Source organism: Streptomyces sp. NPDC002958, assembly GCF_055563255.1.
This window is the reverse complement of sequence record NZ_JBVHDS010000009.1, coordinates 198,401-220,065: the sequence shown is the minus strand read 5'-3', so window position 1 is coordinate 220,065 and position 21,665 is coordinate 198,401. Positions and strand designations below refer to the sequence as shown.

Genomic DNA, 21,665 nt, shown 5'->3' with positions numbered 1-21,665 from the left:
CGTCCGCCCGACCTGGTCATTCCCACCGGCAAGCGCAAGGGACAGAACCTCTCGGTGGCCGGCATCCACCGGGCGCTTGGTGCGTCAGACCCTGCCGCTCCTAACGGACTTCTTGCCCGTCAGGTAGGCCGAGACGACCACATTCGCGTCGTACGAGTGCGACGACCGGTCGTAGGTGCCGCCGCAGGTGATCAGGCGGAGTTCCGCACGCCCGTCCTTGCGGGGGCCGTACGCCTTGTCGGCGTTGAAGCGTTCCCGGGTGAAGACCTGGACGTCGTCGATGGTGAATTCGGCGACCGTGCCGTCCGCGCGGGTCACCTCGACCTTGGCGCCGGGGCGGGCCGTGCTCAGCCCGTAGAAGACGGCCGGTTCGGTCTCGGTGTCGACGTGGCCGACAAAGAGGGCGGGGCCCTTCGCGCCGGGCTCGGTGCCGTCGCCGTACCAGCCGACGGTCTGGGGCGAGTCGAACGACGGTGGTTCGATCGCCCCGTCCTTGTCCAGGCCGCGGGAGATCACGGGCGCCTTGACGCCGATCGACGGGATCTCGACCCGCTCCGGCACGGCGCCCTCGATCGGGTCGTGCGGCGGTGGCAGCGGGACACCGAGCGGGCGGCCGACCGCGGCGACGTCGCCGGTGGTCGGGGCGGAACTGGCACCGGAGCCGTCGGTGATGCCGCGGCCCCAAAGCCACAGGCACATCAGAAGGACGGCCCAGACCACTCCGGTGAGCAGCCGGCCGTGGCCCGCGGGGCGGTCGGGGGCGGTCATGTCAGTCCGTGCTCCGACGACGACGGCGCACACTGCGGAACGCGACGGCCGCGGCCGCGACGGCGGCCAGGGCCAGGCCGATCACCGCGTGCACGATGCCGGGGCCGTCCTGTTCGACCTTCTCGTCGGTGAGGAGGGCGGTGCCGCCACCGCCCGCGCTGACCGGGGCGCGGGGTGTGGGCCGGTCGCGGTCGACGACGGTGACTGTGCCGGACATCTTGGTGCCTTTGTCGTCCGTGCAGACGACCTGGATGCCGTGGTCGCCCGGGGAGGCGTCCGAGCTGATCCGGGCCTCCGCGAAGAGGCCTCCGTCCGCGGCGGGCGAGAAACGCGCCTCGGAGACGAAGACATCGGATTTGCCCGTGGCCTCCTTGCCCGCGCAGCCGTCCAGCCGCAGGTCCGCCGCCCCGCCCGGGGCGATGGAGGGCGGGGTCACCGAGAGAGCGGCGCGGGAGCCCGAGCCCGCCTCGCTGTCGGTCCCGGAGCCGGATTCGGCCAGTGCGGCGGAAGCCGGCACCAGGGTCGCCACGACGATTACGACGGCACAGAGTGTGAGGGGTATGGAACGCATCGTGAACCTCCTTAGGGCAGGTTCACGCCTGCGCCGACTTTTCGCATCCGCAGGAGCGCGCAGGTACGGGCCGGCCAGGAGCGCCCGGAGCCCTCCCCCGCCCCTTGGGGCCGGTGCCCCGCCGTGCTCGCCCACGTCGATGAGGTCGACCAGGTCGGCGATGGAATCGACGACCGTGGACGGCCGGAAGGAGTACGTGTCGATGTCGGCGACCGTGGCAAGACCGGTGAGGACCGGGAACGTCTGCATCCCCGCCTCCAGGCCGGCCAGCATCCCCGCCTCCAGGCCGGCCAGCACATCGGTTCGCTTTTGCGCGGTGAGCACGGCGACCAGGTGTCATGAGCCGGGTTCATGCCCCGCCCTCGCGGCCACCTCGTCGAACAACCCGAAGCTCACGCGGCAGGAACAAAATGCCAAAATAGGCCGGTGACCAGCACCAAAGACACAGTCCGCCAGTTCCTTCTGCAGGTGCGATCGGGCAGGCACCCCGACTGGGCCGACCGCTTCATGGCCGGCCGCGTCCTGGCCCACCAGGTCGTCTCGGAGACGCCGGTGGTCGTGGAGCGCACCCCGCAGCAGTACGCCGAACACGTTCAGGAGATGCTCGACGCCTATGGCTCCTTCGCGCTGACCGTGGACGAGCTCATCGCCGAAGGGGACCGGGTCTACGCTCGCTGGACCCAAGTCGGACGCCATGTAGGGCCGATCGACCACCACCTGCCAACCGGAGCGGAGGTCACGGCGATTACCAGTGCGGTCTATCGCATCGAGGACGGCCTGATCGTCGAGTACTGGATCCAGATCGACCGGCAGGGAATCACCGCCCAGCTGGAGAAAGCCGCCAATGAGCACTGAGCAAATCTGCTCCACAGGATTTGACCATTGCTCCGAGAGGCACGGCCGCCACGAGGAGTGCGTACGCGTTACCGCACGGGTAGGCGCGGATTTGAGGGCAGGCAACAAGATTCCCTCTGCTCCGGTCCGGGCTACGAGACGTTCGGGCTCTGAATGCGACGAGTGAATAGGATGGTCATCCCGTGAGTCCTCGTATGGCAGGAGCCACATCCATGACAGATCACAAGCCCATCGAATCGTGGCTCACCGACATGGACGGGGTCCTGATGCACGAAGGCGTGCCGATCCCCGGCGCGGATGCCTTTATCAGGAAGCTCCGCGATTCGGGCAAGCCGTTCCTCGTCCTGACGAACAACTCGATCTACACGGCCCGGGATCTGCATGTACGGCTCAGCCGGATCGGTCTCGAAGTACCGACCGAGAACATCTGGACCTCGGCACTGGCCACCGCCAAGTTCTTGGACAACCAGCACCCTGGCGGCACGGCGTACGTCATCGGCGAGGCGGGGCTGACCACCGCCTTGCATGAAGCCGGATACGTGCTGACCGACACCGAGCCTGATTTCGTGATCTTGGGTGAGACGCGGACTTATTCGTTCGAGGCCCTGACCAAAGCCATCCGGTTGCTCAACAACGGTGCCCGCTTCATTGCCACCAATCCCGACAGCACCGGGCCCTCGCCCGAGGGGGTTTTGCCCGCCACCGGTTCCGTTGCTGCGTTGATCACGAAGGCGACCGGTAAGGAGCCGTACTTCGTCGGCAAGCCCAACCCGCTGATGATGCGCAGTGCGCTGAACACGATCGGTGCGCATTCCGAGAGCAGCGCCATGATTGGCGACCGGATGGACACCGATGTGTTGGCCGGGCTCGAGGCCGGGATGGAAACCTTCCTGGTGCTCACCGGGCTGACAACCAAGGCCGAAGTCGAGCGCTACCCGTACCGGCCGACGAAGGTCGTGGACTCGATCGCGGACCTCGTCGACCTCGTCTGAGCGGTGGGCGATGCTCCGCCCAAGGTCCTCCGGGGTCTGCGGTGTCTCCGCTGTCTCCGATCTCGCGGGTCTCTTCCATACCGCCGATCTCGCCGATGTCACTTGTCGTCGTCGCTGTCGCTGTAGTCGTCCTCGACGATGGTGAAGGAGTAGTCGTCGGACTCGCCGACCCAGGCCCCGTCGTCCTTCACAGTGTTGCCGCTCGCTGCTTGCTGTCGCTGGACGATCGCGGCGCTGACAGTGACCCGGCCCAGGCCGGTGTCGGAGGTGAACGCCATCCGGACCTCGACGGTGACGGTACGGCCCGCGGGGACGGTGAAGCCGTCGAAGGAGTCGGCGCCGTCGCCGCCGAAGACGCCGATGTGCTCGTCCTCGTCGGTGGTTTCCCAGGGGACTCGGTGCGCCATATCGGGACGGGCCGGCTCGGAGAACTCCAGCTGGATCTGGTCGGAAGTCAGCTTCCGGTCCTCGTCGGTGAGGACCAGCACCGGGTGGATGGCCCGGCACGACTCGGTGGTGGTGTTGGTCAGGTCCAGGTACCAGGTTCCGTAGCCGCCACCGGATGCGTAGGTGTCCGGGCCGCCGTGGATGCGGGTGCTGATCGGGAATTCGCTCGCCTCCGGTTCACCGCAGGTGGGCTGCTGGTCGACGGTGGTGGAGTCCGGCTTCGAGACCGGGGTGGCCGACGGCGCGGCGGAGGCGGGGGCGGCGGATGTGCCGCCAAGGACGACGGGAACGACGCTGGCCGCCGCCAGCCCGAGCACGAGCCCGTGCCGCGTCCGTCCGGAGGGCGGGGGCGGGGGCGGTGTGGGGGGCATGTGGGGGCACCCTTCGCTGCTCGCGAAACGGTCGGCTCGCCCCGTGCGCCGGGAGTTCACCGGTTCTCGACCGCGACCCTGCCACGCACGCGCGAGGCGACCGGTACCGACATTCCGGAGGACCGCCCGGTCGGCAGCCGCGAACCGCTCGATCAGCCCAGTTCGCGCGCGCCCCGCGGCCGCACTCCCGCCCTCAGCCGCCGGGCAGGTCGGAATCCGGACCTGTGAACGGGCCCGAGACTGAACCCGGAAGGCACGAGACCGAACCCGGGCAGGCACGAGACCGAACACGGGCGGGCACGGGACCGAACACAGGCGGGCACGGGACCGAACACAGGCGGGCACGGGACCGACCGAACCCGCCACCGGACAGGCCCGTAACCGGCACCGGCACCGGCACCGCCCCCGCTCACGCCTCGCCCGCGCCCCCGACCCGCCCGAACAGCGGGGCCAGGACCAGTTGCGCGGCCCCTTCCGCGACCGGCCGGTCCCCTCCCCCGGCGGCGGTGACCGGCACCGGCGCGTCGATGCCGCCCAGCCGGGCGCGCTCGTCGATCACGGCGCGGACGCCTCGTACGTACGCATCGGAATCGGCGGCGACGGTACGGCCTCCCAGCACCACCCGGTCGATGTCGAGCAGCCCGACGAGATTGGCGGCACCGGTCCCCAGGACCCGCGCGGCCTCCGCAACATCGTCTCGGGCCACGGCGGCCAGACAGAGCGCCTCGATGCAGCCGCGCCCCCCGCAGCTGCACAACGGCCCGTCCAGCTGGACGGTCTGGTGCCCGAACTCACCGGCCCCCGTACGGGCCCCGCGGTGCAGTCCCCCGCCGAGGACCAGCCCGGCACCGAGCCCGGTCCCCAGGTGCAGATACGCGAAGTCGCCCGCGTCCGCCGCGCGCAGGGCGAGCCCGAGGGCGGCGGCGTTGGTGTCCTTGTCGACGACGACGGGCAGCCCGGTCCTCGCGGCGAGCGCGTCCCGCAACGGATAGCCGTCCCACTGCGGGAATCCGGTGACGCGGTGCAGCACGCCGCCCCGGTGGTCGAGCGGCCCCGGCACCGCCACACCGACCCCGAGCACCGGCCGCCGGTCCACAGGCTGCGCGCCCTCGTCCCGTACCGCCGCGACCCCGCCCCGTACTGCCGCGACGCCCTCGTCCCGTACCGCCGCGACCCCGCCCCGTACTGCCGCGACGCCCTCGTCCCGTACCGCCGCAACCCCGCCCCGTACCGCAGCGTCCCCATCCGCCGCCACCGCGAGCACCCCGTCCGCCGCCACCGCGAGCACCTCGTCCGCCGGGGCACCGAAGTCCAGCGGGGCGGTGCGGCTCGCGGCGACCGCACCGGCCAGGTCGACGAGCACCACCGTCAGCTCGTCGCGGTCCAGGTGCAGCCCGACCGCGTACCCGGCGTCCGGCACCAGCCGCAGCACGGTGCGCGGCTTGCCTCCGGTGGAGGCCCGGTGGCCCGCCTCGGTCGCCAGGCCCTCGGCCCGCAGCCGGGCGGTGATCTTGCTGACGGCCTGCGGCGTGAGCCCCGTGCGCTCGGCGAGTTCGAGCCTGCTGATGCCGCGCTCGCCCGCCACCCGCAGCAGATCCAGCACCAGCGCCGCATTGTGGCTGCGCAGCGTCGGCAGATTCGCGCCGCTATTACTCCTGTTCACAGCCCCATTGTCCCTGTCGCTTGCACTTTGGCAACAGCGTTGCTTAAGTGGCCTGCATGACTGGCAAAGCGACTCACGAGACGCCCGGGATGTCCGAGACCCGCCTGCGCGTCGGACTCGTCGGCTACGGCCTGGCGGGTTCCGTCTTCCACGCCCCGCTGATCGCCGCGACCGAGGGCCTCGTCCTCGACACGATCGTCACCTCCAGCGAGGAGCGGCGGGCGCAGGCGCGCACCGAGTTCCCCGACGTACGGTTCGCCGCGTCGCCGGAGGAGCTGTGGGGGCGCGCGGACGAACTCGATCTGATCGTGATCGCCTCGCCGAACAGGACCCATGTCCCGATCGCGACCGCCGCGATCGAGGCCGGACTGCCGGTCGTCGTGGACAAGCCGATCGCCGGTACGGCCGCCGAGGCGCGGGAGCTCGCGGCCCTCGCCGAGGAGCGTGGGCTGCTGCTCTCGGTCTTTCAGAACCGCCGCTGGGACAACGACTTCCTCACTCTCGCCCGCCTGGTCGCGGACGGCGAGCTGGGGGACGTGCAGCGCTTCGAGTCCCGCTTCGAGCGGTGGCGCCCGCAGCCGAAGGGCGGCTGGCGCGAGTCGGGCGACCCGCAGGAGATCGGCGGGCTGCTGTACGACCTGGGCAGCCATGTCGTCGACCAGGCGCTCGTGCTGTTCGGGCCGGTGGTGCGGGTGTACGCGGAGTCCGATGTACGCCGCCCCGGCGCCGCCGCCGACGACGACGACACGTTCCTCGCGATCACCCATGCGAACGGGGTCCGTTCCCATCTGTACGTCAGCGCCACGACGGCCCAGCTCGGCCCGCGCTTCCGGGTGCTCGGCTCGACCGCCGGCTATGTGAAGTACGGCCTGGATCCGCAGGAGGCCGACCTGCGCGCGGGCGCGCATCCGACGGCAGGCCGGCCGTGGGGCGAGGAGCCCGAGCACCTGTGGGGCCGGATCGGCTCGGGCGAGTCGCCGCTGACGGGCGGCGGCGCCCCGGTCCGCACTCTGCCGGGCGACTACCCCGCGTACTACGCGGCGGTCACCGACGCACTGCGCGGAAAGGGTGACAATCCAGTGACCGCCCTTCAGGCCGCCGCGGCCCTGGACGTGCTGGAGGCCGCGCGCCGCTCGGCCCACGAGGGCGTCACCGTGACCCTGCCCGCCGCAACCCCGTCCGCCTCCGCCGCTACCGATACCGAGGAGGAGACCGTATGAACCCCACCGCTCCGACCATCTCCGAGCTCATCGCCCAGGAGCGCCGACTGACGCTCCCACATTTCAGCTACGACGACGCGTACGCGCTCGGCGGCCTGCTCGTCTCGATGGCCCGGGAACGGCACGCCCCGGTCGCGATCGACATCCGCCGCGGCGCACAGCAGCTGTTCCATGCCGCGCTGCCGGGATCGAGCGCGGACAACGACGCCTGGATCGACCGCAAGCGCAGGGTCGTGGAACGGTACGGCGAAAGCTCGTACCTGGTCGGAACCCGGTTCCGGGCGAAGGGGACGACGTTCGACGACGCCTCGCGCCTGGACCCGAACACATACGCCGCGCACGGCGGTTCGTTCCCGATCGCGGTCGAGGGCGCGGGCGTCATCGGTTCGGTGACGGTCTCGGGCCTGCCTCAGGCGGAAGACCACGCCCTGGTGGTCGAGGCGCTGGAACACTTCGCGACGACGATGGGCGCATGACGCGCAGGAGGGGTGGGGCGCTGCTGACACAGCACCCCACCCCTCCGACGTTTACGTCAGCGTTCTCCTGGCCCGCTCCAGGGCCGAGCCCTCAGGTCCACGCCCACGCCGGAAAATCGAGCCCATTCCGGCCACCACTGTGGGATGAGTGGCGGCCATCGCGGGCTTGTCCGATCGCGCAAGATATCCGATCACTCTGCAAGACCCTGTTCACACACTGGACCGACGCTCTCGCCGTTACGATGCCGTCGTGGTGGCCGTGGCGGCACCCGCGGCCGACACGTCGCGGTAGAGGACGGCGCGCTCGATCGCGGTCCAGGTGGTGCTCGTGACGACGTACAGCGCGGCGGCGAGCGGTACGACGGACACGGTGAAAAGCGTGGCGAAGGACATCAGGGGCATCAGCTTCGTCATCATGCCCATGCCCGGGACCGGCTGTCCGTCGGGGCCGGTGGTCGGGGTAACGGGGTTGGCGGCCATCTGCTGCTTCGTCCGCCGGTAGTTGAAGGTGGCCACGACGGTGACGATCGCGTACAGGCCGAGGTAGACCATGCCCTGGTCCCCGAACGGCCCGCCGTGCGCGAGGGCGTCGTGCCAGCGCTCGCCGAGCGGGGCGCCGAAGAGCTGGTGGTCGAGCAGCGCGTTGGGTTCGCCGCCGATCTGCTGGCTGGAGAAGAGGTTGTAGAGGAGGAAAAAGGCGGGCATCTGCAGCAGGCTGGGCAGGCAGCCGGACAGTGGTGAGACCTTCTCCTCCCTGTGCAGTTCCATGAGCGCCTTCTGCATGCGCTCGGGGTTCTTGCCGTGTTTCTTGCGCAGTTCGGCGATCTGCGGCTGGAGCCGGGTGCGGGCTTTCTGCCCGCGCGCCGCGGCCCGCGACAGGGGGTGTATGGCGAGCCGCACGAGCGCCGTGAACAGCACGATGGCGGCGGCGGTGGACGCGGTCTGGAACAGCGGGTGCAGCACATCGGCCAATGCGCCGACCATGTCGGCGAATGCGGACATGAAAACGGACATGGGTGAGCCCTCCGAGGGTCTCGTCTTGCCGGGAAGAGGTACGAACTCGGCATGACGAACCGCGAGGGGTGCTCAGGGGGTGCCCACTTGGATACCCACGGGGGTGCCCACAGGGATGCGCCCACTGGGATGCCCACAGGGGTGCCTACTGCTGCGGTGAGTCCCCTACGCGGCCGTCGGAAGGGCGCGTCCGGGGGCTCGGGGGCGTCTGCGTCCCTTGGCGTCCGGGTCTCGCTGTGGCAGGAACGCGGTGCGTTTCTCCCGGTCGCGTATGGCTGTACGGACCCGGGTGCGGGGTACGGGGACGGCGCAGCGTGCGCTGATGACCGAGGCGACGGCGAGCGCGGAGCCGGCGGCTGCGGTGGCGGCGAGCGCGACGGTGGCGGAGAGGCTGCCGCCTTCGGCGAGAAGGACTTCGGTGACGAAGAAGAGCAGCAGCGCTGCGGGGCGGAGGAGCCGGGCGAGACCTCCGCGCAGACGGTTCGTGTCAGCGCGCAGCAGACGGTTCGCATCGCCGCTCATCGGCCCCTCCCCTCTTCACCTTCACGGCCGCTCAGCCGGCCCACGCATCCATGCCCCTCACGCCTCCGCGGCATCCGCGCATGTGTACGTATAGCTCTCCAGCCGTTATACACGATGGGTCCGAATACACGATGGGTCCGACATCCCCGCCCCGCCCGCCCTCAGGCACGATCGGTCAGGCACGATCGGTCAGGCACGATCGGTCTCCGAGGCGCCCCGACAGGCCGGACTGCTGAGGGTGGCACTAGCTCTGCGGGACGTCCTTGACGAACACGATCCCGTCGCTGTCCGCCAGGTGGGCCGGGTCAAGCGGGGAGTAGCCGAACCAGGGGGATACGCGGGGCGCAGGCCGCGTGTCGCCGAGGGCGGTGGCCAGCCGCGGGGGGTCGATGACGCAGCGGTCCTCCGGGAGCGCGTACAGGAGTCCTTCGACGGTGTCCGGCGGCGGCGTGTCCACTCCCTGGTGCCGGATCGTGCCGAGGGCCGTGGCCACGAAGGCGTACTCCTCGCCGAGCTGGGCGCTCACCAACGCACCGGCGCTCCACCACTCCAACGGCATCCCGCCCATCCGCATCGTGCTCTTCTCCCGCTGGAGGTGGGAGTTGTGGGCGTGGACGAGTGCCGGGCCGCGAGCGGTGACGGCAAGGAGGTTGTGGGCCATCATCACATCGCGCAGCGCGCACAGCCGCGTCATGCGGGCCGGTGAGGTGTCGGCCATCCAGTGGTGGTAGCGCAGCAGGCCGGTCGCGGTGCGCCCGTACAGGCGCGCCCGGTCCCAGTCGTCCCGCGAGGTCGCCGCGAGCAGGTGCGGCGTCTGCGCGTCGAGCAGCGCCACCAGATCGTCGGCGAGCAGCCGCAACTCCCCGGCCTCGGCCGACTGCCCCACGGACTGGGCCGGGTCCATCATCGCGGCGGGATTGGTCCACCGGTCGTCGGTGCCGAGCAGGCGATCGAGTGTTTCCGCGCTGCAGGGAAGCAGGTCCGCGTCCACCCGGGCCGAAAGGTGGTCGTGGAGTGCGGTGAGGGCCTGCCGGGGGCGGCCGGCGGTCTTGAGCCGCTGGAGGCCGCACTGTGCGACTGGCGCGGTCGGCTGTCCGCCCGGGGGCGGGCCATGCTGGCCGGGGCCGCCGAGCTGGAGGCGTACCTCCGCAAGCGCGGATGAGACTTCGGTCGCCGGCCGAAGAGAACAAGGATCAACAGGCGCGGGCGCGGAGCCGTGCGCCGACGCAGACGCGGGCTCGGGCGGGCTCGGGCGCAGGCGCAGGCTCGGGCGCAGGCTCGGACGCAGGCGCAGGCTCGGGCGCAGGCTCGGACGCAGGCGCAGGCTCGGGCGCAGGCTCGGACGCAGGCGCAGGCTCGGACGGCGCGCTTCCGCTGTCGGCGGGCCCGAGGATCACGGGATGGACCCGGTTCACGAGCGGCAGGACCCCCAGGTACAGCACATGGGGGACCAGCAACCACAACAACTGCGGATGTCGTCTGAGCACGTCAGGGAACCCCTGGTGCGGCACCACTACCGCGCCCGGACCCCCGTCAGCTTCCCCCATACGACAAGCCGGTATCGGGAGGTGAATTCGGGCGTGCACGTAGTGAGCGTCACATAGGAACCGGCCGTGCTGTATCCCACGTACGGCTTCACGTTGCTGCGCGGGACGGCCGCGATGACACCGCTGTCACGGGCGCTTGTCTGCGCGAGCGTCCGGTCGACGGTGTACGTGTAGACGGCTTCGCGGGTCTCGACACTGATCCGGTCCCCGCGCCGCAGCCGGTTGATGTAGCGGAAGGGCTCGCCGTGCGTGTTGCGGTGCCCGGCGAGCGCGAAGTTCCCCGCCCGGCCGGGCTGCGCGGTGCGCGGGTAGTGCCCGACGTACCCCTTGTCGAGGACGCCTCGCTCGCTGATGCCCTGGGCGACGGGGGCGGTGAGCCCGAGCCGCGGGATACGGATGACGGCGTACGCCTGATCCCAGCGGGGCGCGGGGGATGCGGTGCGGTCCCCGCCCCCGGACGAACGCCCGCTCGGAGCCCCACGGCCGGACCCGCCACTGCTCCCCGTACCACCACCCGCTCCCCCGTCCTCCTGTCCCGGTGGCTGTCCTTCCGCCTCTCCCCACTCCCTCTGAAGGGCCCGCACCTGATGCTCGGCGTCGGCACGGGCCTGCCGGTTGGTCCACCACAGCTGATGCACAACAAGCAACAACAGGACGACACCAACGGTCACCACCGCCTCGGCGCCCATCCACAACCCGCGCGCGGCGACCCTCCGCCCTCGCGAGTTCCGCTGCGTCACAACCGGTATCCGCTCCCGCACGGCCCGCACGATAAGGCCATGTCGCGTAACTCTCCAGGGCCGGAACAACCCTCCGTCCAGGTGCCGTACAGCAGTACGGTGTGGTGCATGCGCCCCGACACGCCTGCTGACCACACCACCGAAGCCGAGCGCCTGCTGCGCACCGCGGCGCAGTACCCCGAGGACCGCGAGCCGCTGCTCCTCCAGGCCGCGGCCCATCTGGAGCTCGCCGGTGACCGCGCCCGCGCCACCACCCTCTACGACGAACTGCTCGGCTCCCCCGACCTCGACCACCCGCACCTGGTCAAGGCCCTGAACGCGGCCAACCTGTGGGAGTACGGCCATGAGGCCGAGGCCCGCGCGATCCTCGACGGTATCCGCGCGGCGGGGCCGCTCGACCCGGCGCCCTGGGAGATCGTGGCCGAGACCCTCGAAGCGCACGACGAGCTGGAGGCGGCCCACGACTGCTTCACGACCGCGCTGACGCTCCTCCTGACGCCGGGCGAGGAGGTTCCGTACGCCACGCAGTCGCTGCTGATCGGCCGCCACCGCGTACGCAGGCTGATGGGCTCCGAGCACGACGTCTGGGACGAGCTGGCCGACACCGTCCACACGGCCGCCGTTCCTCTCGACGAGTTGCACGACCCGAAGCGCCTGTGGGCGCTGGGCTCCTCGGACCCGGGCGAGCTCCGGGCCGAGATCACCCGCCTCCGCGCCGAACTGGGCACGTACCGCACCGCGCTGTCACGCCCGTTCCCGGTGGCGGTGCTCCACTGGTCGGCCGCCGAACTCGACGAGCTTCTCGCCGCGTACCCGAGCCTGCGCAGCGAGTACCCCTCCCACCCCGACCACCTGGCCCGCCTGGAAGCCGCACTCCGTGACCTCCACCAGGCCGGCACCCCGAACCTCGGCATCGTGACGGGCACGGTCCCGTCGTACGAGGCCTTCGCCGCCTCGGAAGCCGCGTCCCCTGCCGACCCGGACCTCCTCCCCCTGTACGCCACCACCCTCGCCGCCCGCGGCCGAGCGATCCCCTGGCCCCCGGCCAGGAACGCGGCGTGCTGGTGCGGGTCGGGTCGGACGTACCGGGAGTGCCACGGGGCGGAGTGAACCACGGTGCTATCGGCCCCGGTTCGGCCGGGGCCGTCTCCGTACCGAAGGACGTGGCCGCAGGACGTGCCCCGGGTGGGACGGCCAAGCCGGGCAGAGGGCCGCCGCCGCATACCGGTTCCTCCTCGCGGCTGCCGGAAACCTGGGTGCCATCGCCGCGCCGGCCTTCCTGCGGCAACCCCGTGACATCACAGCCACGATGAAGGAAGCTGACCGGATGGACGCCGAATCCGAACGCGTGGACCGCGCCTCACGCAAGGCTGCGTACCTGGCATTCGCCGAACAGTTCAAGAAGCGACTCGACCTGTGCCGCAGGGCCGGCATCCAAGTCGCCCTGAGCATCGGTACGACTGAGCAGGAAACGGCGCGGCTGCTCTCCGAAGCGCAGCGGCTCTGGAGCGAACCGGTCGAGGCCTTCGGGCCGACGGAGGCCCTGGTCCGCGCACAGGGGCCCGCCGCCGTGGTGGCGAAAGCCGACACGGCCTCGACCAGGCTGACCGATTATCGCGCCGTGGTCCATGAGGCGATCTCGGCGGACGAAGCCTCTCGGGAGGCACGCGTACGCGCCGCCAGGGCCGCTTATGGTCCCACCTACCGTATCTATCTGGAATTCCTCCATGCCGCCTCGGATATCGCGGGGGACGACGACGTGCTACGGCTGGGCTTCTGACCGGAATCAGTTCCCCGGGGAGTTCCGCGATCTCGCCCCATCCCGCCGCCACCCTTGCGGAACCCCGGGAAGAGCTGCCTCGCAGGCCACAACCAGGATTTGACGGACCTCTTCGAGCTTGTCCTCTCCTTCAAGGAACTGAGCCCTCTGGCCAGAGGAGAGGAGAGGCACTGAATCCCTGTCCACCACCTGCTCCAGCCAGCGTTCCACCGCGAACTTCGCGTTTACGGCGGATGTTTCGAGGCCGCGCGCCCGGCGCAGGGCATCACCCTCCCGGTATTCTTCATAGTATTGATCAAGACTATGGACCAGTGTCGTCATGGCGAAGACCGCTGTGCGGGATCGCGTCCCATAGGACCGGGAATGAGCGTCCCCGTCTTCTTCGCTGGAGCCACCTTTCCGGACGACGATCTCAGGGATCTCCGTCGCCGCACTGCGGGCACCTTCCAAAGACGTCATCAAGCGTCTTGCCTTTACGTCCCGGTTCAGGTCCCGGCGCTGCAGTCCGGCGGCCGCGATTCCCTGCATCTCGCCCAGCGTCCCCGCCAGCCCAAGGGCGAATACATGGTCTCCCCGCTTCGGGCCATCCATCTTTCCGGTCAGTTTTTTGCGAGGATTGACTGCGCCGTCAATGCTGTAGAGCTGTTCGCCTCCCGAGTCGGGTTTGATCGTCAGCGTCAGCTCCGTCATCCGGTAGCGACGTTTGATCTCAGGGAGTCGGCGGCGCACATCGCGTTCGGGTACGTCTTGTTTGACCAGGGATTCGGCGGCATCGAGCCCGGCGTCGAGGTCCCGCCTCTTCTGTGCGTCTGTTCGGCCGTCCGGATTCCGGCCGTTCTCCCCGCCTTTCCCTTCCTTCTGGTTATTCCCTCCCTGACCCTTCCCTTTGAGTTTTGCCCAGAGGGCTTTGCCCTTCTTGACGATGAAGCCGACGATTTTATCGATGGCGCGGTTGACGGGTTTGGCGACGGCGTGGAATACGGATTTGACTTTGTTGGCGAGGTTGCCGATGCCGAGGAGTGAGGCGAGGAAGCCGATGAGGAGGGGGACGCTGGCGGCGAGGGCGGTTTCGACCATCTTGGGGACGCCTGCGGTGCCGCCGTTGGCGATGGCGATGACGGCGTCGAGGACGGCGTTGACGAATTCCACTATCTGGGCGCCCTGGTTCACGATGAACGTGACGATGTCGATGATTCCCTTGACCGCGCGGACGAACGCGGAGGCGGGGTTGAGGAGGGAGATGATCCAGGTGATGCCGGCGATGATGACGGTGGGGATCAGGTAGCTGGTGAGTTTCTCGAGGATGGTGGCCTTGAGGTCGCCGGCCTCGGCGGTGATTTCCTTGACGGCGCCCGCGGGGCCCTCGCGGGCGAGGGTCTGGGCGACGGGGACGGACTGTTCGACGGCGTTCATCGCCTGGTCGGGGACGCCCTTGCGGGTGATGCGGGCGCGGATGTTGTCCCAGGTCAGGCCGAGGAGGGAGGCGATGAGCTGGATGATGCCCTTGAGGTCGAACTTCTGGGGGAGTTCGAGGCCCGCCTTGACCGCGGTGCCGAGCAGCCAGGACACGACGCCGGTCTTGAGGTGGGTGGCGATGTTGGTGATGAAGAGGTTGAGGCCCGCGCCGACCGCCTTGACCAGGTTGCCCAAGAAGCCGATCGGGTCCTTGATGATCTTCATGATCGCGGAGGCGGCCTTGGCGAGGATGCCGAGCAGGAGGTTCTTCAGCTCGTTGATCGTCTTGAGGGCGCCGACGATCGCGTCCTTCGCCTTGTCGACCAGGCCCTTGTTGGCTTCCTGGAGCTTCTTGATCTCCTCGTCGACCTTGTTCAGCGCGGCGGTGTACTTCGTGGCCAGGTCCTGGACGAGTTGTTCGGACTTCTCATTGACGGTGGCTTCCAGGTCGTCGAACTTCCCCGCGAAGTCCTTCGCCGCCTCCTCGCCGAACTGACGCAGGTCGGCGGGGAGTTTGTCGACCTCGGCCTTCAACTCCGCACGACCCTTGGCGATACGGGCCTTCGCCTTGCCGAGTTCGGCGCCGATGATGTCGGCGACGGACGAGATGACCGCCTGCATCTTCGCGACGTAGAGCTTGCGGGCCTCCTGGAAGAGGTCGTTGGCCTCCTTGGGCATGCCCATGAGCTTGTCCTTGGCCCACTTCGCCGGCCCGAACATCCCCGAGTACCGCTTGTCCTTGTACTTCTTCATCCGGCGCTTGTGGTCCGCGGTGAACGCGTCCCTCGCCGCCTTCTCCCCCGTCGTGAACGCCGTGTCGACCTTCTTGTCCAAGTCGGAGAGGGTTCCCTCGACGTCCTTCTTCGTGCCGTCGTAGACCTTCTGCAGCTTTGCCGTGACCTCGGCGCGTTTCTTCTCGTCCTTCGACTTCGTCTCGCCCTTGCCCCCGTCGACCTGCTTCCCCGCCGAAGCACGCGTCGCGGTCAGGGCGTTCATGGCCTGCGCCCCGGACGCCGCCGCGCCCGCCTTCGCCGTGGACAACTGCTCGGCCTCGGCCGCCCTGCCCTTGACCGGCGCCTTCGCCGAGTCCGTCTCAGCCGTCTTCTTCGCCGACAAGGCCTGATCGAACTCCGGCTCGTTGCCCTTGGCGAGCTGCTCCTCGGTGACCTCCGCGTCCGCCATCGTCTGATCGTTGGCGGCCGGGCCCTGGGAGAAGTCCGTGACCGCGGCCGGCTGCTTCTCCGGGATCGCGTCCGTGGCGGACGGGGCGCCCGGGTTGGCCGGCGCCTGGTCCGGGGTCATCGGGGTGACTGGCTTGTCCTTGGCGGCCGACGTGTCCGGCGGCGCCTTCGTCGCCGTGTCGATGTCCTTGGCGGAGGACTCCTTGCCGTCCGAGACCTTGCCGTCGACCTCGTCCTTGATCTTGTCGGCCTTCCCCGACTTGGAGAACTTGTCCGCCTGATCGAGGTTCTTCGGCGCCTGTGCGTCGATCGCCTTGTTCACCGCGTCGACGAACGCCTGCTTGTTGAACTCGCCCGGCTTCGCCGCGTTCATCTTCTCCGCGTTCGCCGCCTTGCCCTGCGCCTCCTTGTCGTCGGGGGGCGCCACCGCCGCGTCCTGCGCGGACTTCGACTCGGTGGCTGCGGGGGCGTGGGCCGCAACCCTCGCCCGCTTCGCCGCCACATCCGCCTTCACCTTCCGGAAACCGGGCGCCTGGGCCGGCGACGGCTTCACCGGGGCGGTATAACGCTGCGCGACCAGACGCGACACCGCCGCATTCCCCGCCGCCCGCTGTAAACGCTGAAGACTGCGCGGATCAGGAACCGGACGGTCACCGCCCTGGCGGTGGGGCGGGGGTGATTGCGAACGTGACACATCGGGCGCGACTGTCACGTTGTCAGGATGCGGGGTACGCCCACGGCCGGACCCAGAGGCGGTGTCCTTCCCCGGAACCGCCTTCATCCACCCTCCCAGTCGCCGCTACTGCTTCCCAGCTGCTTCAGCCGACGCACCAAGAAGGACGATACGAAGTCCGGCCGGGACGGAGGAAGAGAAGAAACCACCGGAAGGGGATGGGCTGCCTCTACGGCCATCCATCATGCGCGAAAGGGCACGAAGGGACGCCCGCATCCTCCGCGTACGCCACGTCCAACGCCATACCGAAGCCCACCGCGCGCACCCTCGCCCCGACTGCGCTGCGTCCTCTCCCTTCCCGCCCGGAGTCCGTATGGTTCTGCCATGCCCGAACTCCAACGCCTCCGCCTCGACCACGCCCCGGCCCTGTTCGCGTTCGAGCAGGAGAACCGCGCCTTCTTCGCCGCATCGGTACCGGACCGCGGGGACGACTACTTCACTCACTTCGGCGCACGACACAAGTCTCTGCTTGCCGAAGAGGCCGCCGGACTCTGCCACTTCCACCTCCTGGTGGACACCGACGGCGAGATCCTGGGCCGGTTCAACCTGGTCGGCGTCGCGGACGGCTCCGCCGAACTGGGCTACCGCGTAGCCGAAAAGGCCACCGGCCGAGGCCTGGCCACAGCCACCGTCCGCCAACTGTGCGCCCTGGCTGCCGAGGAGTACGGCCTGACCACACTGCGTGCCGAGACCACCCTCGACAACCCGGCCTCACAGGCGGTCCTGACACACGCGGGCTTCATCCCCACAGGAGAGGAACTCCTGCTGGGCGGTCGGCCGGGGCTGGGCTATGTACGGAGCACGGCGGGCGAGGTCTGAGGGGGCGCCGAGGTTTGCGGGCCAAACCTCGTGCTGCCGGGCTGCCGGTCGTTGTGCCGTTCGGGCCGCCCGGTGGCGACGCGCCCCCGTCACCTCGGACGGCACCGCGAGCCACCCAGTCCATCACTGCCGCTGCGCTCAAATACGTCTGCGCTCCGGAACACGAACCGCCTGCACTCCGCTTCGCAGCACGCCCCCGGGTACGACGTTCACGGTCGTCCTCGACCGGGTGCGAGCGGGCCGAGGCGACCGGCCCGGTCGACAGCCGCCGGAGTCAGTCCCCGCGCGGCCCCCGGAAGTCCACCGAGGTGACGAGGGCATAGTCGAAGTAGATCGGGTCCCCCTCCTCGTCCATCGGGTACGCGAAGCTGCTCTCGTTCGACAGGATCACCTTGAGGTCGGGAAGGGTGTCCACTCCGTCGTCGTTCTGCTCGACCGTGTGGCCCCGTTCCTCAAGGCGCTCCAGCAGCTCGTCGCTGGGAGTTCGGAAGACGTCGAGCCCGTCGAGGACGACCGTCACATCCGCGTCCGTCCTCCGCTGAACAGCCGCAATGTGTGAGAGACGCGTGCGGGCAGCTCAAGGAACGCATGGCCCGCAATCTGCGGACCAAGCCCGGCAAGGCGGTTGCCCGTTACCGGTCCACGCTCCTAGCTTTCGGTTCCCTCGGCCGGACGGACCGCGACCGCGTCGATCTCGAAGAGCATCCCGGGCAGCGCGAGCGAAGCGACCCCGCTGAGCGTCTGGGCGGGCAGCCGGTCGGCCCAGGCGCCGTGCAGCGCCTTGCCGAGGATCTCCAGCTTTTCCAGGTCGTGGTCGACGATGTACGTGCCGAGCCGTACGACATGTTCGAAGCCAAGACCGACACCGGCCAGCGCGATGCGCAGGTTACCGAAGGACCGCTCGACCTGTGCGGCGAAGTCACCGGGCACGACCTGACCGGTGTCGTCGGAGGCGTACTGCCCACCGATGAACACCAGCTCGCCGGGTGCGGAAGCGGCATGGCTGTAACCGAACGGGGTGGGGTCGTGCAGCCCGGAAGCATTGGTGATGGTGCGGTTGTCGCTCATGTGTGGCGATCCCTTCCAGTGTGGTGCTTCCACTCGGTGAAGCTTCCCAGCGGAGTGGACACTCGATCTGTGCGCTGCGAGGGCGATGTCGTGACTCTACTTGAGGCGCTTCGTGCGGGTTTCGGCAGCCGAGCGCGGAGCGCAGCCGTCGGCGAGTCGCAGTGCGCTGCGCGAAGCGGAAGACGTCGGGCTTCTCCGCGTTCATCTTCTCCGCGTTCGCCGCCTTGCCCTGCGCCTCCTTGTCGTCGGGGGGAGCGACCGCCGCGTCCTGCGCCGATTTGGACTCAGTGGCGGCCGGGGCGTGGACAGCGATTCTCGTACGCTTTGCCGCCACATCCGCCTTGACCTTGCGGAAACCGGGCGCCTGGGCGGCGGAGCAGGGCTGAGGGGCGCGGGGGTCCGAGGGACGCGGTCCGCCGGAGACGTGCCGGGCGACGGCTCGGGTGCCCTGAGCACCGATCCCCGCCGCGCCGCCCTACACACGCTGCGGCGCCGTCCCCCCATTGCCTCCTGTCGACGTAGCCCCGGGGTCGGCGCCTGCTTCGAGTGGCGACGGCCGAGCTATGCCCGAAATCGTCTTATCCGTGCGCTGGTCAGGCTGAGATGGCTTGCTGGGCCAGCAGTAGCGCCAGCGGGCCGCCCTGGAGCAGGAAGCGTCCATCGGCGACTGCCCGGAGCGCGTCGACCATGGGCCACCACATCAGCTTGAAGTCGGCCTCGCTGGGCGTGAGCTGCTGCGGGCCGCGGGTTAGCCCCTCGGCCAGGAAGAGGTGGATGCGGGCGGTGGAGTCGAGTGTGATGGCGTACGAGCCGAGGGGGCACCAGGACTCGGCGGTGACGCCGGCTTCCTCGCGCAGCTCACGCCGTGCGCACTCTTCTGCTGTCTCCTGGCCTTCCCGGCGTCCCCCGGGCAGGAACACGTACTCGCCGCCGTGCTGGGGAAAGCCGGCGGTCAGGACGGCGACCTTGCCGTCCGTGTCACGGGCCACGATGACGGAGGCGTCAGACCGCGCCCCCCAGTCGGTTGCTGTGGTCATGGCCCGTGAGCGTAGCCGCCTACTCTGACAGCAGGGCTGCGTACGGCACGTTGAGCACGGTCGGGTGAGTGATGCCGCGGCCGTGGTAGCCGTCCTCGCCGCCGAGGCCCCACGGCCCGACGAGACCCACCCGCTGTCGGACCGCCTTCGGCGCCCGGACGACAGCAGCAGCACCCGAACGACTCCGTCGGCGACGACACTCTCTGGGGCGTCAACCGGCGCCGCAAAGACACCGACCACAGTCTCGCCGCACTCAAGAGCATCCGGGCGGCCCGCCCGGACGGCGCCCCCATCTACGTCATCCTCGACAACCTCTCCGCCCACAAGGGCAGCAAGATCCGTCGATGGGCGGCCAGAAACAAGGTCGAGCTCTGCTTCACACCGACCAACGCCTCCTGGGCGAACCCGATCGAGGCGCACTTCGGGCCGCTGCGGCAGTTCACCCTCGCCAACTCCAACCACCCCAACCACACCGTCCAGACCCGCGCGCTGCACCACTACTTGCACTGGCGCAACCAGAACGCACGCCATCCAGGCGTCCTGGCCGCGCCCGCCGGGAATGCGCCCGTGTCCGCAGCGAGAAAGGCATCCGCTGGGGCGGCCGCCCTCTCAACCCAGCGGTCTGACCGCCCGCCCCGTGATCGTCAGCGGTCCAGCACGAGCGGCCTCACCCCGGGGAACAAGTCCCGTCAGGGCCTTTCGGGCTTGCGGACCAGGAGGCAGGCGTGCGGTCTCGTCACGCGTCCGCCGGGCTCCTGCTCCAGTCTCGCGGTGACGACGAGTCCGGCATTATCCAGCAGGTCGACCATGCGATCCAGGGGCAGGAGGTACGACTCGTAGGACACCGGACGGCCATAGCCCTGCCTCGGCTTCAGCCGCTCATTGCCGACAAAGTCTCCCCAGAGCAGGTAGCCGCCGGGCGCGAGCGTGCGGTGGAACTCGGCGAACACCGCCGGCAGCCACTGCGGGGGCGTGTGATGGGTGGAGTACCAGGCCAGGATGCCGCCGAGCTCGTCGTCCCTCATCTCCAGTGCGGTCATCGAGCCCTCAGCGAACCGCAGGTTCGGATAGGCGTGCCGGGCCAGCCCGACCATCTTCGGCGACAGATCGACGCCGAAGGCGGACACCCCCAGCCCGGCCAGGTGCGCCGTCACGCGTCCGGGGCCGCACCCCAGGTCCGCGACCGGCCCCAGACCGGCCGTCCGCACCAGTTCGGCAAACCCCGCCAGCATCGCGCGTGACAGCGGATCCATCTCGGCTGGAGACGGGACGCGTTCGACGTAATCGGCGGCGATCGTGTCGTACGACTCGCGGACGGCGGTCAGAAAGGAGGGCTCAGCCATGCGGGCGACCCTAGATCAGGCAACTGACAGGCCGTGGCCCGACGTTGATGTTGACCTGCGCGACATCCACCGCTGTAGACACCCAGCCGTCGCACCACCGGTGATCGTTTCCGGTCACCGCACTACAGGCGGGCAGGAGTCCAAGGTCTTCCGCATCGAACTCGGTCGGCAGGCCGCTGGCGAAGATGACATTCGCATTTGGTGTGAGAGGACCAACGCCCAGGACCAGGCTGCCGACCTGACCGCCACGGTCCGACACATCGACGCACTACGACTGGAGTGGCACCGCCTGCTCGTGCGACCGCGAGACAAGCCTTATGCGCTATCGGAACATCGATCGGAAAGGAGCGATTTCGCGATCGACGATCGAGAGACGGACGGGCGTAGGAAACTTGGTAGTGATGAACACTGCGAAACCTTCCTCCCCCGGCGTCTCCGCCCGGATGAGCCGCCAGACGAACCGCGACACCACACCCGAGGTGGCGGTACGGAAGCTGCTGCATGCCTCTGGCTACCGCTACCGGGTCAATGAGCGGGTGCCGAACATGTCCCGGCGAACAATCGACATCGCCTTCACCCGGGCCAAGGTGGCGGTTTTCCTGGACGGCTGCTTCTGGCACGGGTGCCCTGTTCACGCCACGCAACCGAAGTCGAACGCCGAGTGGTGGCGGCAGAAGCTCGACCGCAACATGGCGCGGGACAGGGAGACGACCGCCCACCTCGAATCCGATGGGTGGACGGTCCTGAGGTTCTGGGAGCACGAGTCGACCCAGGACGTCGCGAGCAGGATCATCGCAGCGGTGGGGCCGCCGTCCGCGAGCAAGGCGGGATGCGTTGTACCGAAGTCGTAACTGTGAGCATGGCAGCCGCAAGTGCGCGATGCGTGGGTTCAGCCCTTCGCCGAACCCTGGTGACCACTCGTGGCTCCCGGGCGCGGCGGCTCAAGCAGGCTTCCAGTTTCGCGCATCTGTGCTCATGTCACCCAATAGGGTGTAGAGACCGTACGAGGTCGCGCGATCGGCGCCTCCTCGGCGTGCCCGTGATCCGCAGATGCGGAGGGGTT

Annotated in this window: 20 protein-coding genes and 4 pseudogenes; 10 read left to right on the top strand and 14 right to left on the bottom strand. The window is 69.4% G+C overall.

What is annotated here, in order from left to right:
- Window positions 1-84: 84 nt before the first annotated feature.
- The 3 genes and pseudogenes from ACZ3IC_RS18690 to ACZ3IC_RS18680 form a co-directional block, all read right to left on the bottom strand.
- On the bottom strand, window positions 85-768 hold the full coding sequence (locus ACZ3IC_RS18690; protein WP_467417483.1) for a class F sortase: 684 nt from the start codon (window positions 766-768) through the stop codon (window positions 85-87).
- A 1-nt stretch (window position 769) separates the two neighbouring features.
- Window positions 770-1,339, bottom strand: a complete 570-nt coding sequence (locus tag ACZ3IC_RS18685) for a hypothetical protein (RefSeq protein WP_467417586.1) — start codon at window positions 1,337-1,339, stop codon at window positions 770-772.
- Window positions 1,340-1,471: 132 nt separating this feature from the next.
- Window positions 1,472-1,612 (bottom strand): annotated as a pseudogene (locus tag ACZ3IC_RS18680) (HAD hydrolase-like protein); the annotation flags it as partial.
- Window positions 1,613-1,765: 153 nt separating this feature from the next.
- Between ACZ3IC_RS18680 and ACZ3IC_RS18675 the strand changes: the two are divergent.
- Both ACZ3IC_RS18675 and ACZ3IC_RS18670 read left to right on the top strand, forming a co-directional pair.
- Window positions 1,766-2,194 carry an ester cyclase gene (locus tag ACZ3IC_RS18675; RefSeq protein WP_467417482.1) on the top strand — a complete coding sequence of 143 codons (429 nt, stop codon included), beginning with the start codon at window positions 1,766-1,768 and terminating at the stop codon, window positions 2,192-2,194.
- Window positions 2,195-2,406: 212 nt separating this feature from the next.
- Window positions 2,407-3,186 (top strand): HAD-IIA family hydrolase, encoded by a 780-nt coding sequence (locus tag ACZ3IC_RS18670; protein WP_467417480.1) that lies wholly within the window; start codon window positions 2,407-2,409, stop codon window positions 3,184-3,186.
- Between the two features lie 98 nt (window positions 3,187-3,284).
- Here the strand turns inward: ACZ3IC_RS18670 and ACZ3IC_RS18665 are convergent, their stop codons facing one another.
- Complete coding sequence (locus ACZ3IC_RS18665; protein ID WP_467417479.1) at window positions 3,285-4,004, bottom strand: hypothetical protein; 720 nt, start codon at window positions 4,002-4,004, stop codon at window positions 3,285-3,287.
- Between the two features lie 409 nt (window positions 4,005-4,413).
- Entirely contained in the window at window positions 4,414-5,667 is a 1,254-nt protein-coding gene (locus ACZ3IC_RS18660; RefSeq protein ID WP_467417478.1) for an ROK family transcriptional regulator, read from the bottom strand.
- A gap of 89 nt (window positions 5,668-5,756) precedes the next feature.
- Between ACZ3IC_RS18660 and ACZ3IC_RS18655 the strand changes: the two genes are divergently transcribed.
- Window positions 5,757-6,887: a Gfo/Idh/MocA family oxidoreductase gene (locus tag ACZ3IC_RS18655; RefSeq protein WP_467417476.1), complete on the top strand. Its 1,131-nt coding sequence runs from the start codon at window positions 5,757-5,759 to the stop codon at window positions 6,885-6,887.
- The gene (locus ACZ3IC_RS18650; RefSeq protein WP_467417474.1) at window positions 6,884-7,363 is read left to right on the top strand and encodes a heme-degrading domain-containing protein; all 480 of its coding nucleotides are present in this window, start codon (window positions 6,884-6,886) and stop codon (window positions 7,361-7,363) included. Before ACZ3IC_RS18655 ends, ACZ3IC_RS18650 begins: the two co-directional genes overlap by 4 nt.
- A gap of 237 nt (window positions 7,364-7,600) precedes the next feature.
- Here the strand turns inward: ACZ3IC_RS18650 and ACZ3IC_RS18645 are convergent, their stop codons facing one another.
- The 3 genes and pseudogenes from ACZ3IC_RS18645 to ACZ3IC_RS18635 all read right to left on the bottom strand — a co-directional run.
- Window positions 7,601-8,377 carry a YidC/Oxa1 family membrane protein insertase gene (locus ACZ3IC_RS18645; RefSeq protein ID WP_467417472.1) on the bottom strand — a complete coding sequence of 259 codons (777 nt, stop codon included), beginning with the start codon at window positions 8,375-8,377 and terminating at the stop codon, window positions 7,601-7,603.
- Between the two features lie 165 nt (window positions 8,378-8,542).
- The gene (locus ACZ3IC_RS18640; RefSeq protein ID WP_467417471.1) at window positions 8,543-8,899 is read right to left on the bottom strand and encodes a DUF6412 domain-containing protein; all 357 of its coding nucleotides are present in this window, start codon (window positions 8,897-8,899) and stop codon (window positions 8,543-8,545) included.
- A 244-nt stretch (window positions 8,900-9,143) separates the two neighbouring features.
- Window positions 9,144-9,944: pseudogene (locus ACZ3IC_RS18635) on the bottom strand (erythromycin esterase family protein); the annotation flags it as partial.
- On the opposite strand from ACZ3IC_RS18635, the pseudogene ACZ3IC_RS18630 reads away from it, so the two are divergent.
- Window positions 9,936-10,061, top strand: a pseudogene (locus ACZ3IC_RS18630) (MerR family transcriptional regulator); the annotation flags it as partial. The pseudogenes ACZ3IC_RS18635 and ACZ3IC_RS18630 sit on opposite strands and share 9 nt — an antisense overlap.
- A gap of 351 nt (window positions 10,062-10,412) precedes the next feature.
- Here ACZ3IC_RS18630 and ACZ3IC_RS18625 read toward each other — a convergent pair.
- Window positions 10,413-11,135: a class E sortase gene (locus tag ACZ3IC_RS18625; protein WP_467417584.1), complete on the bottom strand. Its 723-nt coding sequence runs from the start codon at window positions 11,133-11,135 to the stop codon at window positions 10,413-10,415.
- A 159-nt stretch (window positions 11,136-11,294) separates the two neighbouring features.
- Here ACZ3IC_RS18625 and ACZ3IC_RS18620 point away from each other — a divergent pair, with 159 nt between their 5' ends.
- Window positions 11,295-12,296 carry an SEC-C domain-containing protein gene (locus ACZ3IC_RS18620; protein ID WP_467417469.1) on the top strand — a complete coding sequence of 334 codons (1,002 nt, stop codon included), beginning with the start codon at window positions 11,295-11,297 and terminating at the stop codon, window positions 12,294-12,296.
- A 217-nt stretch (window positions 12,297-12,513) separates the two neighbouring features.
- A complete protein-coding gene (locus ACZ3IC_RS18615; RefSeq protein ID WP_467417467.1) occupies window positions 12,514-12,966 on the top strand; it encodes a hypothetical protein in 453 nt (150 codons plus the stop codon).
- Window positions 12,967-12,972: 6 nt separating this feature from the next.
- Here ACZ3IC_RS18615 and ACZ3IC_RS18610 read toward each other — a convergent pair whose 3' ends face one another.
- Window positions 12,973-16,191 carry a phage tail protein gene (locus ACZ3IC_RS18610; protein WP_467417465.1) on the bottom strand — a complete coding sequence of 1,073 codons (3,219 nt, stop codon included), beginning with the start codon at window positions 16,189-16,191 and terminating at the stop codon, window positions 12,973-12,975.
- A gap of 468 nt (window positions 16,192-16,659) precedes the next feature.
- Between ACZ3IC_RS18610 and ACZ3IC_RS18605 the strand changes: the two genes are divergently transcribed.
- Window positions 16,660-17,154: a GNAT family N-acetyltransferase gene (locus tag ACZ3IC_RS18605; RefSeq protein ID WP_467417463.1), complete on the top strand. Its 495-nt coding sequence runs from the start codon at window positions 16,660-16,662 to the stop codon at window positions 17,152-17,154.
- A gap of 274 nt (window positions 17,155-17,428) precedes the next feature.
- Here ACZ3IC_RS18605 and ACZ3IC_RS18600 read toward each other — a convergent pair whose 3' ends face one another.
- The 3 genes from ACZ3IC_RS18600 to ACZ3IC_RS18590 form a co-directional block, all read right to left on the bottom strand.
- Window positions 17,429-17,674 carry a hypothetical protein gene (locus tag ACZ3IC_RS18600; RefSeq protein WP_467417462.1) on the bottom strand — a complete coding sequence of 82 codons (246 nt, stop codon included), beginning with the start codon at window positions 17,672-17,674 and terminating at the stop codon, window positions 17,429-17,431.
- 128 nt (window positions 17,675-17,802) lie between these two features.
- Window positions 17,803-18,222, bottom strand: a complete 420-nt coding sequence (locus tag ACZ3IC_RS18595) for a RidA family protein (RefSeq protein ID WP_467417461.1) — start codon at window positions 18,220-18,222, stop codon at window positions 17,803-17,805.
- Window positions 18,223-18,815: 593 nt separating this feature from the next.
- Window positions 18,816-19,259 (bottom strand): NUDIX hydrolase, encoded by a 444-nt coding sequence (locus tag ACZ3IC_RS18590; protein WP_467417459.1) that lies wholly within the window; start codon window positions 19,257-19,259, stop codon window positions 18,816-18,818.
- Between the two features lie 183 nt (window positions 19,260-19,442).
- Here ACZ3IC_RS18590 and ACZ3IC_RS18585 point away from each other — a divergent pair.
- Window positions 19,443-19,885, top strand: a pseudogene (locus ACZ3IC_RS18585) (transposase); the annotation flags it as partial.
- A 63-nt stretch (window positions 19,886-19,948) separates the two neighbouring features.
- Here the strand turns inward: ACZ3IC_RS18585 and ACZ3IC_RS18580 are convergent.
- Window positions 19,949-20,602: a class I SAM-dependent methyltransferase gene (locus tag ACZ3IC_RS18580; RefSeq protein ID WP_467417457.1), complete on the bottom strand. Its 654-nt coding sequence runs from the start codon at window positions 20,600-20,602 to the stop codon at window positions 19,949-19,951.
- A 401-nt stretch (window positions 20,603-21,003) separates the two neighbouring features.
- Between ACZ3IC_RS18580 and ACZ3IC_RS18575 the strand changes: the two genes are divergently transcribed.
- A complete protein-coding gene (locus ACZ3IC_RS18575) occupies window positions 21,004-21,453 on the top strand; it encodes a very short patch repair endonuclease (protein ID WP_467417455.1) in 450 nt (149 codons plus the stop codon).
- The last annotated feature ends 212 nt before the right edge of the window (window positions 21,454-21,665 follow it).

Bases quoted from the DNA above. Each gene is read 5' to 3' on its own strand.
- ACZ3IC_RS18640 (WP_467417471.1), bottom strand. From the start codon at position 8,899: ATGAGCGGCGATGCGAACCGTCTGCTGCGCGCTGACACGAACCGTCTG.
- ACZ3IC_RS18625 (WP_467417584.1), bottom strand. From the start codon at position 11,135: ATGGGCGCCGAGGCGGTGGTGACCGTTGGTGTCGTCCTGTTGTTGCTT.
- ACZ3IC_RS18670 (WP_467417480.1), top strand. From the start codon at position 2,407: ATGACAGATCACAAGCCCATCGAATCGTGGCTCACCGACATGGACGGG.
- ACZ3IC_RS18645 (WP_467417472.1), bottom strand. From the start codon at position 8,377: ATGTCCGTTTTCATGTCCGCATTCGCCGACATGGTCGGCGCATTGGCC.
- ACZ3IC_RS18655 (WP_467417476.1), top strand. From the start codon at position 5,757: ATGTCCGAGACCCGCCTGCGCGTCGGACTCGTCGGCTACGGCCTGGCG.
- ACZ3IC_RS18595 (WP_467417461.1), bottom strand. From the start codon at position 18,222: ATGAGCGACAACCGCACCATCACCAATGCTTCCGGGCTGCACGACCCC.
- ACZ3IC_RS18665 (WP_467417479.1), bottom strand. From the start codon at position 4,004: ATGCCCCCCACACCGCCCCCGCCCCCGCCCTCCGGACGGACGCGGCAC.
- ACZ3IC_RS18685 (WP_467417586.1), bottom strand. From the start codon at position 1,339: ATGCGTTCCATACCCCTCACACTCTGTGCCGTCGTAATCGTCGTGGCG.
- ACZ3IC_RS18615 (WP_467417467.1), top strand. From the start codon at position 12,514: ATGGACGCCGAATCCGAACGCGTGGACCGCGCCTCACGCAAGGCTGCG.
- ACZ3IC_RS18620 (WP_467417469.1), top strand. From the start codon at position 11,295: ATGCGCCCCGACACGCCTGCTGACCACACCACCGAAGCCGAGCGCCTG.
- ACZ3IC_RS18590 (WP_467417459.1), bottom strand. From the start codon at position 19,259: ATGACCACAGCAACCGACTGGGGGGCGCGGTCTGACGCCTCCGTCATC.
- ACZ3IC_RS18690 (WP_467417483.1), bottom strand. From the start codon at position 768: ATGACCGCCCCCGACCGCCCCGCGGGCCACGGCCGGCTGCTCACCGGA.
- ACZ3IC_RS18650 (WP_467417474.1), top strand. From the start codon at position 6,884: ATGAACCCCACCGCTCCGACCATCTCCGAGCTCATCGCCCAGGAGCGC.
- ACZ3IC_RS18580 (WP_467417457.1), bottom strand. From the start codon at position 20,602: ATGGCTGAGCCCTCCTTTCTGACCGCCGTCCGCGAGTCGTACGACACG.
- ACZ3IC_RS18575 (WP_467417455.1), top strand. From the start codon at position 21,004: ATGAACACTGCGAAACCTTCCTCCCCCGGCGTCTCCGCCCGGATGAGC.
- ACZ3IC_RS18605 (WP_467417463.1), top strand. From the start codon at position 16,660: ATGCCCGAACTCCAACGCCTCCGCCTCGACCACGCCCCGGCCCTGTTC.